The following is a 12,324-nucleotide window of genomic DNA, read 5'->3' as shown; positions in this document are numbered from 1 at the left end:
AAAATAATTTTTTAAAAATATAAAATGGACACGGGTAATGGCTTTAATTATCAATGCAAATCTTTCAGACAAAGTAACAGAATATATTACCAATAAAATTATCAAAATGGAGTACAAACCCGGGGACCGAATCGTTGAGTCGAAAATAGCGAAGGAACTCAAAATCAGTCACAGCCCGATTCGGGAAGCTCTGCGGTTGCTTGAAAGAAGCCAGCTTGTTGAACATATCCCAAGAAAAGGCGTTTACGTTACAGAACTTGTGGAGTCCAATGTTGAATCGCTTTTTGAAATTATGACGGAACTACTTGTTCTTGTCGGGAAAAAAACCATTAAAAAGGCAGATGACAACGATATCAAACAAATCACGTCCATAGTTGAACGTGCATTCTCCGCTGCAAAAGTAAGCGCTAACGAGGACTATTATAACAACGTTATAGCATTTGGTATTTTTTGTCTTTCAGTATGCAAAGATACATTACTCGAGCAGATAATATTAGAATTATTACCCAGTATTCAAAGAATTCTTTACCTTTCATTCACGGCCCACGAAAATAATTTATCGGAAGGTGCCTTATTGTTAGTAAAAGGAGCAACCGCCATCAGTGAAAGAGCTGTAGATCAAACAGAGATTCTATTAAGAAAATGGCTGTCACTTGAGATGGTAAATGCAATTAATGGATTAAAGGCAGGGCATTTATTAAAACACTCACCTATAACCGCATAAATTTTAGTTTGAGGTGATTTTAAATTCCATATATACATCTGCTGTTTCATAGTCTATGTCATCTGGTAATGGGGCGTGTTCGAACCCAAGTGATTCATATAGACGAATGGCAGTGGACAATCTTGAGTTAGAAACGAGGTTAATTATCTCCGCTCCCATGTCTTTTGCTTGTTTAATTGATTCAATTGCAAGACTTCTTCCGATCCCTTTGCCTTGAGCATTTTCGGAAACAGCTAATTTTGCAAGTTCAAAAATATTTTTACTCTTAACAATGATTGCGCAGGTGCCAACGATTTCGTCATCAACAATTGCCATCAATATCCTACCGCCTGGATTTATAATCAATTGAAATGGATTGTCGAGATATTTTAAGTCAGCAGGCTCAAGTAATTTGTAGTTCTCAAGCCATTCCATATTTAATTGTTTGAATTCTTTGATATATTTTTCTGCAAATGGAATTATTTTAACGGTTTCGATGTGGTTCATCTCAAAAAAAATGTCCTTGCTAAATGTTTTGATTATATCAAAAATAGGCTGGGAAAGTTAAATTATGACTGAATTTGAGTATAGGACATCTGTAATCCCTCAACTCAAAAGGGTCCCTTTGGCAGCCGGGTTTAATTTTTCAAGGCCATTGTACCGGTTATTGCCTGGAAATCGCCACGGTTCACAATTTCCTGTGTCGTTCCTGCGGCTTTGAGCTGCCCCTGGATCAACACCAGAATTCTTTGGGCAATAAGGATGATTTCTTCTATGCTGTGGCTTACATACAAAACCGGTATGGATAATTGGGTGGAAAGGGTCTTGATAAACGGCAGCACTTCATGTTTCCTTGCCTGATCAAGGGATGCCAGGGGTTCATCCATGAGCAGAAGAGAAGGGCTTGTCAGAAGGGCTCTTCCAATGGCCACCCGTTGTTTCTCCCCCCCGGATAATTTTGCAGGTCTGCGATCCAGAAGCGTTGAAAGGTCCAAAAGATCAATCACCTGGTCCAACCCAATGTATCGTTCGCCCGGGGGGATCAATTTCATTCCATAGGTCAGGTTTGACATCACTGATAAATGGGGGAAGAGTCTTCCCTCCTGGAAAACATAACCAAACCGCCTTCGTTCAGGGGGCAGGTTAATATTTTTACCAGAATGATAGACAGATCTGTCCCCAATGGTGATATGCCCACGATCCGGTTGGGTTAATCCGGCGATCATATTGATAACCGATGTCTTGCCGGAACCTGAACGACCCAGCAGGGCTGTGATTCCGATATCTTCACAGGCATAGCTCACCTTTACCTTAAAATCTTTATATTGTTTTTCAATATGGATATCAATCACAAAAAATCAGTCTCCCCTGACCCTCTTTGATACTTTGTTTGACAAAAAATCAGCGCCCATGAGGGCAAAAAATGCCGTCACCACCGAGATAATACACAGCCTCATGGCTCCGGTCTCTCCATCGGGCACCTGGGTCATGGTATAAAGGGCCAAGGGAAGAGTCCTTGTTTCTCCGGGAATGTTGGATACAAAGGTGATGGTGGCCCCGAATTCACTCAAACTTCTTGCAAAGGCCAGAATCATGCCGGTGAGAATCCCCGGCGCGATCAGGGGAAGGGTTATGGTGAAAAAAATATGGATCTTACCGGCACCCAGTGTTCTGGCAGCATTTTCAAGTCCTGAATCAACAGCCTCCAAAGAGAGCCTTACCGCCCGGACAAAAAGGGGAAACGCCATGACGGCTGAGGCCAAGGCCGCCCCCTTCCAGTCAAAGGCAAAGCTCATGCCGGTATACTTAAATAACAGGCTGCCGATAAGCCCCTTGCGTCCCATAAGAATCAGGAGAAAATATCCTGTTACCACCGGGGGAAGGACAAGGGGCAGATGTATTAAACTGTCAACCAGGGCTTTGCCAAAAAAATTTTTCCTGGCAAGCAGCCAGGCCGCAAGGATGCCAGGAACAAGGGAGACAAAAACGGCCCATAAAGAGACCTTGAGGCTCAGGGCCAAGGCCTCTATTTCAAAGGAGGTCAGTGTAAAAAAATCCATTAGTTGACGGAGAAACCAAATTTTTCAAAAATCTGTCCGGCGTCGGGTGATTTTAAAAATTCCAGGAAGGCAAGGGCGGTTTGGGTACCATTCCCCTTTACAATGGCCGCCTGATAGGTGATGGGTGGATGGGAATCTTCAGGGAACACGCCTGCCACCCTTACCTTGTCTGTGATGGCCGCATCCGTGGCATAGACAAGCCCCAGGGGAACTTCTCCCCGCTCAACAAAGACAAGGGCTGTGCGAACATCCTTGGCCCTCACAACCTTTGAGGCGATTTCATCCCATGCTCCCAGGGTTATCAATGCCTGTTTTCCATAAATGCCGGCGGGCACATGGTCAGGGTCCCCCATTGATATTTTTTCATTGCCCAGGACGTTTAAAAGGGAAAACCCCGGGTGGATATCAAGCGTTAAATCACTTGCTGACGGTGTGATTAAAACGATGGTGTTTCCAAGAATATCGCAACGGGTGCCTTGCTCAACAAGATTTTTGTCATCAAGATAGCTCATCCATTTGGGATTGGCAGAGATATAAACATTTGCCGGAGCCCCGGAAGCAATCTGTTTTGCAAGGGTTGAAGAAGATGCAAATGAAGGGATAAATTTGCCCAGTTTTTTTTGGGTGAACAATTGGCCGATTTCATCAACGGCATTGGTGGTGGATGCTGCTGCAAAAACAAGCACTCGTTTGTTTGGGTCCGCGTTTGCTAAATTAAACCATCCAAGGGCCAAGATCATCAGCAATAGGCAAATAAATGGAATCGTTTTTCGGCCAAGGGTTGAAAATGTCATGATGAAATCATCCTTATGTCTAAAATGGTTTAAAGTATTCACTGTCAGGTAGCGTTTCTTTTATAGTCACCATGTTTTGTCACGTCAAGATGTATTTTTTAAAATACATTTCATTTATATTCTTTTCATCCGTCCTTTGTGTTATATTTGTTTGTCAACAGCCGGACAAATATACGTCAGGGGAACCCAAACATAGGATAAAAAGAATGAAACCAGCCAATGATCCGGATATCATTTGTCGACTAAAGGAGATTCGAACCGGTAAAAAAATCACCCAGACCCAGCTTGCAGACTTTGTGGGGATTAAACGACAAGCCATTTATGATTTGGAAACGGGCCGCTATCTGCCCAACACAGCCATTGCACTTCGTCTTGCAAGAAGTTTAAACTGCCGTGTCGAGGATATCTTTTGTGAAAAATCCCAGGAGAATCACCCCATTGTTCTGGTGGACCCCGGTGAAATCGATTCCAGGGTGAGTGTTGCCAAGGTACGCAACACCCTTTACGCATATTCCCTTTCCAGCACCTATTCCATCATGGAAGAAATGAGGGCAGCCGATGGGCTTCTTGAGCCCGGCAATAAACGGGTAACCCTGCTCAAATCCAATGAGGAACTGGAAAATACAGCGTTGTTGCTGGGGTGTGATCCGGCATTTTCAATCCTGGGGCACCATGTCCAGAAAAGCCGGATTGATGCGGCAGTTCACTGTAGATTTGCGTCAAGTGAAAAATCCTTGCGTCAATTGGCTGCCAGCCAGGCCCATATTGCCGGAATCCACATGCACACAAGCGGATCCATTGACGGCAACACGGAATTTGTCCGCAGTTCATTGAAAAATTTTAAAGGCCTTCTGGTGGCATTTTCCACCTTTGAAGAAGGGGTGATGGTTGCCCGGGGCAATCCCCTTGATATCCGAAATCCAAGTGATCTTGCCCAGAAAAAAGTCCGGTTTGTAAACAGGGAAAAAGGGGCGGCACTAAGAGAATTGCTGGATGACTGCCTTGTTCGACTCAATATTCCTTTTTCCGCAGTGAATGGGTACTATGAAACGGTTGGAACCCATTCCCAGGGTGCCCAGAAAATCATACACAATATTTGTGATGCGGCACTGGGGCTGCCTGCTGTTGCCACAGCCTTTAACCTGGATTTTATTTCCTTTGCCCAGGTACGATGCGATCTTGTAATCCCTAAGGACCTTTTAAATCACACGGGTGTCAGGATGGCATTGGATACCCTTCAGATGAAGGCATTTAGAAAGGATATAAATGGTCTTCCGGGGTATGATACTGCATGTTCCGGAAAAATCATGGCACGCTTTTAAGATCCTATTTTAACGGTCCGATTTTAAGGCCCGGTGTTAAGGCCCGGTGTTAAGGCCCGGTGTTAAGATTTGCGGCTAAAAACGCCTGCTGCAATGGTGGCGCTGATGATGACAACCCCCCCGGCAAGGGTTCGAACCCTTGGGACTTCATTCAAGAGAAAAAAAGCAAAAACAATTCCATAAACAGGTTCAAGGCCTGCGATGACACTGGCGGTCTGGGCCCGTATCTTTGTCAGGGACTGGATAAAAAAGGTATGGGCCATGGCCGTGAAAACCACTCCCAGCAGAATCAGGAGGGGAAGATCAGACAGGTCCGGGGCCCGGGGGCCTAGTACCAGAATAGGGGAAATCAGGATTGGCAGGATCAGAAAAAGGGCGGCAAAGAGGTTCTGATAAAAGGCCACGGCAATTGGGTCCGAGATCATTACATTTTTTCGGTTGACCAGGGCCAGAACGGCAAAGCTCAGGCCTGAGAGAATGCCGTAAAATCCGCCCAGGGTGACATTGTTGGAAAAATCTACATCTGGGATGACCAGCAAGATACCGGCAAAAACCGTGATGGCGGTGGTAATATCTCTCTTTTTTAAGGGCTCTTTAAAGAAAAAAGGTTCCATAAAGGTCACAAAGAGGGGGAAACTGGAGAAGGTGACAAGCCCCACCGCTACCGAGGATATCTGGATGGCCAGAAAAAAGGTTACCCAGTGGCAGGCCAGTAAAATCCCCTGGAGGATCAAAAAGAGGAAAGCGGTTCTGTTAAAGTTGAAAAGCGGTGTACGGGAGAACATCTTTGCATATACAAATAAAGCCAGGGCGGCAAAAAACGTCCGGCCCAATACAATGATAAACGGGCTGCAGGACAAAAATTTTCCAAAGAGTCCTGCAAACCCGAATAAAAATACGGCCAGATGGATTTTAAGCATCAGCTAGGTCAGCTCGATTAGCGGGTCAGCTGCCGGTATTTAATCCGTGTGGGCTGGTCCGCCTTGATTCCCAGCCGGGCTTTCCGGTCCTTTTCATAATCTGAATAGGATCCTTCAAAAAACAGGGTCTGGCTGTCGCCTTCAAAGGCCAGTATATGGGTGGCAATCCTGTCTAAAAACCAGCGATCATGGCTGATGACCACGGCGCATCCGGCAAAGTTTTCCAGGGCCTCTTCCAGGGCCCGCATGGTGTTGACATCCAGGTCGTTGGTGGGCTCATCCAACAGGATCAGGTTAGCTTCTTCCTGGAGCATGGTGGCAAGATGTACCCGGTTTCTTTCCCCACCGGAAATCTCTTTGACCCTTTTTTGTTGGTCCGATCCGGAAAAATTAAATTTTCCCACATAGGCCCTGGCATTTATTTCCCTGCCGCCCACCAAAAGTTTATCATTGCCCTTGGAAATCACCTCATAAATGGTTTTATCCGGATCCAGGCTGTCCCGGTCCTGGTCCACATAGGCAATTTTAACGGTTTGGCCCAGTTCTATTCGTCCGGAATCCGGGGTGTCTTTTCCCGTGATCATCTGGAACAGGGTGGTTTTACCCGCCCCGTTGGGACCCACCACACCAACAATGGCACCCGGCGGGATGATAAAATTCATGTCAGCGACCAGCAGTTTGTTCTCAAATGCTTTGGAAATGTTTTCTGCCACGATGACCTTGGCCCCGAGTCTTGGTCCCGGTGGAATAAAGATTTCCATGGTCTTTTCCTGGTCGTTGACATCTTGTTGGAGCAGCTCGTCATAGGCCTTGATCCTTGCCTTGGATTTGGATCGGCGGCCCTTGGGGGACATTTTGATCCACTCCAGCTCCCGTTGAAGGGTTTGCTGGCGCTTGCTTTCGGTTTTTTGTTCACCGGCCAATCGGCGCTGTTTTTGTTCCAGCCAGGAAGAATAATTTCCCTTCCAGGGAATTCCTTCCCCCCGGTCCAGTTCGAGTATCCAGCCGGCCACATTGTCCAAAAAATACCGGTCATGGGTCACGGCAATGACCGTGCCTTCAAATCGGCTTAAATGCTGTTCCAGCCATCCGACCGATTCTGCATCCAAATGGTTGGTGGGCTCATCTAAAAGCAGGATGTCGGGTTTGGAAAGGAGCAGGCGGCACAGGGCCACCCGTCTTTTTTCACCGCCGGAGATGATGTTTACCCGGGTATCGCTTGGCGGGCAGCGCAGGGCATCCATGGCCATCTGCAGCTGGGCATCCAGATCCCATGCATCCAGATGATCCAGTTTGTCCTGGATTTTGCCCTGACGTTCAATGAGCTTGTCCATCTCTTCGGGGGACATTTCATTGGCAAAGGCTTCGGAAATTTGTTCATATTCTTTCAAGAGGTCCACGGTTTCCTGGACCCCTTCTTCCACCACCTCTTTGACGGTTTTATCATTGTCCACCAGGGGTTCTTGCTCCAGGTAGCCCACGGTAAGTCCCTTGGATAAAATGGTTTCCCCGACAAATTCATTGTCAATGCCGGCCATGATTTTTAAAAGCGTACTTTTACCCGACCCGTTAAGCCCTAAAACCCCTATTTTTGCTCCGTAAAAATAGGACAGGGAAATATCTTTTAATACCTGGCGTTTGCCATGGAATTTGGCCACATTCATCATGGTATAGATGACTTTTTTCGTATCTTCAGACATGTTTTATTCTCCTTGATCCAGGGCTGCAATACATTCAATTTCAACCAGGGCATCCTTGGGCAGCCTGGCCACTTCAAAGGCGGATCTGGCAGGCTTGTGACCATTAAGGGCGGCCTCATAGACCTGGTTCATGCCGGCAAAATCCGCCATGGAAGAAAGAAAAATGGTGGCCTTGATGATTTTGTCAAGGCTTGTGCCGGCAGCTTCCAAAACAAGTTTGACATTTTTCATGACCTGCTGCGTCTGGGTTTCAATGGTATCGCCCACCATTTCCATGGTGGCAGGATCAAGGGGGATCTGGCCCGAACAAAAAACGATGCCATTGTGTACAATGGCGTGGCTATAGGGGCCGATGGCGGCCGGTGCCTTTGCGGCTGTGATAATTTCCATGGGAGTCTCCTTCAACGCTTTGTATATTTTTTTATAATGTTTGAATTTAATTGTACAGGGTCACTAATTATAAAGGGTCACTAATTATACAAGGTGACTAATTATAAAGGGTTACAACGGGTTCCTTTAATATCAATTCAATGGCTTCCTTGGCGGTCTTGGCAATCTCGGGGAAGGTGTCGGAAAGTTTTGTGATTTGTCGCAGGTTTTCCGCTGTTCTCAGGATCAACCGGGCAAAATCCCCCTCGGCAAAAACAGAGCCCACCATTAAATCATCCCAATCCTCGCCATGGGCCCAGGAATAGAGGAGGGCGGCCGGTTGAATATAGAGGTTGGGGGCGGGAAATCCTTTTTTGAGCAATTGAATGGCAAAGGGTTTCAATCCGTATCGCAGGTCCAGAAAAACCCCCTTGAGCAGTTTGGGGAGGGCGGACTGGTGAAGGGGATCATCGGGGAACTCCTTCTCATTGACAAAGGTGCCGATGATGGCTGCCAGAAGCGCAGGATCTGTAATGGGTAACAGGTTCTTGCGAATGCTCTGGGCCACGAGAAGGGGGGAATCAATCCTTAGTTTAGAGGCCCATAACCCGTCCTGGGTAAGCGCCCCTTCAGGGGTCACATATTCTTCGAGGGTCAACAAGGCCATGTGGTCCTGGAAATTCAGCCACAGGTGTTCCATGTCGTTTCCGAATTTTTTCCGGGCAATCTTGCTGCCTTTTTTGTTCCCGGCAATGAGATAGGAAGCAAAGGATTTGTCCAAAAGGGTTTGTATCTCACTGGGCGAATGGGAGAGCAGCAGGTTGAGCACCATTGAAAAATCTATTTTGATTTGGCTGTCCACATCCAGAGGCGGGGCATCCACAAGCCGTGCCACATATTTTAAATTCATGAATCTGCCCGGCAGCATCAGGCCGAACCCCACATTGTCCATGCCGCGTCTTCCGGCTCTACCTGTCATTTGCTGGAATTCACTGGGGGTAAGAGACATGAAGTCCACCCCGTTGAACCGGTCTGAGTTTAAGACCACCACGGACCTTGCCGGAAAATTCACCCCGGCCGCCACTGTGGAGGTGGCAAACATGGCATTTAACAGCCCGCCGGCCATAAGGGTTTCCACCACCACTTTCCAGGCCGGTAAATGGCCGCTGTGATGTCCTGCCGTACCGGTCTGTTCCAGATATTTCCTCTGGGGGTGGCTCTGCAGATGGGTATTGTTCTTTGTCAGTTCGTCTATTTTGTCGATCAGGGCCTGCTTTTTTTCCGGGGTTTTGTCGAGGAGCTCCCCATTGCACAGCCGGACCGCCTGGTCGCATTCAGCTCGTGATTTAAGGAAGAAAATGGCCGGGAGCAGGTCATAATGGTCCATGACCTTTAAAATTTGTGCAAAATTGGGCAGTTTGCCGCCAGCGGCCATGAGGGGTCGCTGCTTGTCATTGACAAACTGGGTGACCTTGTGGTGAAGTTCCGGCCTGGCCTTGGGGCTTTCCGGGGTCTTCATCAACGGGTAAAGGGTGCCGGAAGGGTGAAAGAAAATAGGGTGTAGCGGTACAGGCCGGTTGTGGTTTTCCACCACCTTACAGTCCTTTCCCCGAATGGAAGACAGCCATCCGGCAATCTGATCCGGGTTGCCAATGGTGGCGGACAAGAGCAGCAAAGGAATCCTGACGGGCAGGTAGATCATGATCTCTTCCCAGACCACTCCGCGTTCCACATCTCCTAGGAAATGGGCTTCATCCAGGATAATTAAATCACAGTCTAAATTTTTGCCTGTGTACATGGAATCATAGAGCTGGTTTCTTAAAATTTCCGTGGTGCCGATGACAATTGCGGCATCTGCATTTTCTTTGATGTCTCCTGTTAGAATGCCCACATTTTCCTTACCAAATAATTTGGAAAATTGGGCATGGATGGAGTTGGTCAAGGCTTTTAAGGGAGTGGCATACCAGGTTTTCCCATTGGTTTCCATGACCTTTTGGGCCACCTTTTCAGCAATCCAGGTCTTGCCGGCGCCTGTGGGGGCGGTGACCAGGCAGTCTGAGGTTTTGATGGCTTCAATGGCTTCCAGCTGGAAGGGGTCCGGTAGAAAGGGTTTAAGATCGGGGACGCCAATGTCTTCAAAAATGCGTTGGAGGCCTTCATCGGCACCCGGTATCATCGGCGGTAATTTGGGTTGTGGTTTTCTGTGGGTCTTGGACCGGTAAAATCGTTTTTTCATGCCCTATGATAAATCATATTGGGGAAATTAGCAATATCCCTTGGGCCTCTTTCATGGGAAAACAGGCGGCTGATTTTGGCTAAGAACCTTAAGATAGTGTTGAATGATTTTTTTGGGGGAAGACAATCCAAACAATTGTGTATCCAGTTCTGCCAGGTCCACAAAATAAAAATCATCTATGTCATCCCGGGCTTTAATGGTGGCAAAGGTTTTTACCTTACAAACAAATGCCATGTCTGTCACAGGGTAGACCACGGATTTATAGGGGTAGGTATTGGGCGCTGAACACAGGTATTCAAGGTGGGTAATTTCAAGGTCCAGTTCTTCTTTAATTTCCCGTATCAGGCTTTGTTCAATGGTTTCTCCTGGTTCGGCAAATCCGCCGGGAAGATCAAGGGTTCCCTTGAAGGGGTCCTTTCTTCTTCGGGTGACCAGCAGTTGATTCTTTTCATTTAAAATAAGCGCCACGGTGGCAGCTGCGCAGTTTAAATAAAAGACAAACTGGCAGGCAGTACAGGTGAGTGATTTTTTTGTGGCAGGTTCCAGGGTTGCCTCACCGCAACGGGGGCAGTGGATAAAAATTTTCTGATTGGATGTGTTCAATTGTTGGCTCCTAAATTTTTTAGCAAGAAGGCACCTGTCCGAATCAGATTCATCAATATCATAATATCTGGGATAAAAATAATTTGGTTCTATCGTGTTCAGGCGCGGTGAAAAAGTGTTCGGGCGTGCCGGTTTCAATGATCTTGCCTTTATCCATAAAAATCACTTTATCGGCAACTTCCTTTGCAAACCCCATTTCATGGGTGACACAGACCATGGTCATCCCCTCTTTGGCAAGATTTACCATAACCTCCAATACTTCACCGATCATTTCCGGATCAAGGGCAGAGGTGGGTTCATCAAAGAGCATGATTTTAGGATTCATTGCCAGGGCCCTGGCAATGGCCACCCGCTGCTGCTGCCCGCCGGATAACATTTTGGGATATACATGTGCTTTTTCACTGATACCCACTTTATTCAGCAGGTCCATGGCAATCTCATGGGCTTCATTTTTTGAGAGTTTCTTGAGTTTCATGGGGGCCATAATAAGATTTCCCAGCACTGTTTTATGAGGAAAGAGGTTAAAGCTTTGAAAGACCATTCCCAATTCCTGGCGAATGACATTGATGTCGTTGTGCTTGTCATGTATATCTTGACCATCAATGATAATTTGTCCCTCGTCGATTTCTTCCAGGCGGTTAATAGACCTCAGCATGGTTGATTTTCCGGATCCGGAAGGCCCTATTACAACCACTCGTTCGCCTGGGTTTATTTCAAGGTTGATTTTATTTAAGGCACATAATCTGCCAAAATATTTATAAACATTTTTTACTTGAATAATGGCATTAGATTTGGTCATAATAATTTAATCTCTCTTCCATTTTACTTACGGCTTTGGATAACATAAGCGTGATCACAAGATAGACCAGCGCAACCATGGTATAGGCTTCAAAATAACTGAAGGTCACACTGGCAAATTCTCGTCCGCGCCTTAATATATCGGCAACGGCCAGTATGGAAACCAGGGAACTGTCTTTTAAAAGGGCAATAAATTCATTGCCCACAGGCGGGAGAATGGTTTTCCATGACTGGGGCAAGATAACCATAAACATGGTTTGTGTTTTGTTAAACCCAAGAGAACGGGCTGCTTCGCCCTGACCTTTGTCAATGGACATAATGCCTGCTCTGAAAACTTCTCCCATGTAAGCACCATAACAAACTCCCATGGCAATGATGGCAGATGGCAGTTCTGAAATTTGCAGGTACTTAAATCTTCCCAAAGCGTAATAGATATAAAAAAGTTGCACCAGCAAAGGGATGCCGCGAACAACCTCAACATAGGTGGATGCAATGGTGTTTATTATTTTGTTGTCGGAAATACGTCCCAGTCCTGTGAACAGGCCTATGAATAAGGACAAAAAAATGGAGGCGATGGTGACCTGGAAGGTGACCAGGATGCCATCCGGCAGGAATTTTAAAACTTCCCAATACATGTCCGGGTCGCTCAGGCACAGATAAATAATACAGCCGACAGCGCCGACAAAGGATATAGACCATGCATTTACAAGGCCCTTGTCTTTTTTTACAGGAATGGCGGCACCGTCTCCGACTGCCATATTAATGGGGTGTTTCTTGTCTGCCATCTTGTCTGCTCCAATACCATAAAATCAGGATCAA

Annotated in this window: 13 protein-coding genes; 2 read left to right on the top strand and 11 right to left on the bottom strand. The window is 46.6% G+C overall.

Annotated features, from left to right (window positions below; translation table 11 throughout):
• Positions 1–37 precede the first annotated feature (37 nt).
• Positions 38–724: a GntR family transcriptional regulator gene (locus ACZ45G_RS18395; protein ID WP_464171950.1), complete on the top strand. Its 687-nt coding sequence runs from the start codon at positions 38–40 to the stop codon at positions 722–724.
• A 3-nt stretch (positions 725–727) separates the two neighbouring features.
• On the opposite strand, the gene ACZ45G_RS18390 is transcribed toward ACZ45G_RS18395, so the two are convergent.
• From ACZ45G_RS18390 to modA, 4 genes are all read right to left on the bottom strand, one after another.
• The gene (locus tag ACZ45G_RS18390) at positions 728–1,210 is read right to left on the bottom strand and encodes a GNAT family N-acetyltransferase (protein ID WP_464171949.1); all 483 of its coding nucleotides are present in this window, start codon (positions 1,208–1,210) and stop codon (positions 728–730) included.
• A gap of 131 nt (positions 1,211–1,341) precedes the next feature.
• Positions 1,342–2,055, bottom strand: coding sequence for a molybdenum ABC transporter ATP-binding protein (modC, locus tag ACZ45G_RS18385; protein WP_464171948.1), 714 nt, complete (start codon positions 2,053–2,055; stop codon positions 1,342–1,344).
• A 6-nt stretch (positions 2,056–2,061) separates the two neighbouring features.
• Positions 2,062–2,763 (bottom strand): molybdate ABC transporter permease subunit, encoded by a 702-nt coding sequence (gene modB / locus ACZ45G_RS18380; protein ID WP_464171947.1) that lies wholly within the window; start codon positions 2,761–2,763, stop codon positions 2,062–2,064.
• Complete coding sequence (gene modA, locus ACZ45G_RS18375; RefSeq protein WP_464171946.1) at positions 2,763–3,557, bottom strand: molybdate ABC transporter substrate-binding protein; 795 nt, start codon at positions 3,555–3,557, stop codon at positions 2,763–2,765. Before modA ends, modB begins: the two co-directional genes overlap by 1 nt.
• A 206-nt stretch (positions 3,558–3,763) precedes the next feature.
• Here modA and ACZ45G_RS18370 point away from each other — a divergent pair, with 206 nt between their 5' ends.
• Positions 3,764–4,879 (top strand): substrate-binding domain-containing protein, encoded by a 1,116-nt coding sequence (locus ACZ45G_RS18370; protein ID WP_464171945.1) that lies wholly within the window; start codon positions 3,764–3,766, stop codon positions 4,877–4,879.
• A gap of 62 nt (positions 4,880–4,941) precedes the next feature.
• Here the strand turns inward: ACZ45G_RS18370 and ACZ45G_RS18365 are convergent, their stop codons facing one another.
• From ACZ45G_RS18365 to ACZ45G_RS18335, 7 genes are all read right to left on the bottom strand, one after another.
• Positions 4,942–5,799 carry a DMT family transporter gene (locus ACZ45G_RS18365; RefSeq protein WP_464171944.1) on the bottom strand — a complete coding sequence of 286 codons (858 nt, stop codon included), beginning with the start codon at positions 5,797–5,799 and terminating at the stop codon, positions 4,942–4,944.
• Positions 5,800–5,816: 17 nt separating this feature from the next.
• A complete protein-coding gene (ettA, locus tag ACZ45G_RS18360; RefSeq protein ID WP_464171943.1) occupies positions 5,817–7,499 on the bottom strand; it encodes an energy-dependent translational throttle protein EttA in 1,683 nt (560 codons plus the stop codon).
• Between the two features lie 3 nt (positions 7,500–7,502).
• Positions 7,503–7,889, bottom strand: coding sequence for a RidA family protein (locus ACZ45G_RS18355; RefSeq protein ID WP_464171942.1), 387 nt, complete (start codon positions 7,887–7,889; stop codon positions 7,503–7,505).
• Between the two features lie 97 nt (positions 7,890–7,986).
• On the bottom strand, positions 7,987–10,104 hold the full coding sequence (locus ACZ45G_RS18350; protein ID WP_464171941.1) for a DEAD/DEAH box helicase: 2,118 nt from the start codon (positions 10,102–10,104) through the stop codon (positions 7,987–7,989).
• A 51-nt stretch (positions 10,105–10,155) separates the two neighbouring features.
• On the bottom strand, positions 10,156–10,707 hold the full coding sequence (locus tag ACZ45G_RS18345) for an NUDIX hydrolase (RefSeq protein WP_464171940.1): 552 nt from the start codon (positions 10,705–10,707) through the stop codon (positions 10,156–10,158).
• A 58-nt stretch (positions 10,708–10,765) separates the two neighbouring features.
• Positions 10,766–11,506: an amino acid ABC transporter ATP-binding protein gene (locus ACZ45G_RS18340; protein ID WP_464171939.1), complete on the bottom strand. Its 741-nt coding sequence runs from the start codon at positions 11,504–11,506 to the stop codon at positions 10,766–10,768.
• Positions 11,493–12,290, bottom strand: a complete 798-nt coding sequence (locus ACZ45G_RS18335) for an amino acid ABC transporter permease (protein ID WP_464171938.1) — start codon at positions 12,288–12,290, stop codon at positions 11,493–11,495. The genes ACZ45G_RS18340 and ACZ45G_RS18335 overlap by 14 nt, the downstream gene beginning before the upstream one ends.
• Positions 12,291–12,324: the final 34 nt, after the last annotated feature.

Source organism: Desulfoconvexum algidum, from assembly GCF_055382125.1.
The sequence above is the reverse complement of the archived record's forward strand: the minus strand, read 5'-3'. Positions and strand labels throughout refer to the sequence as shown.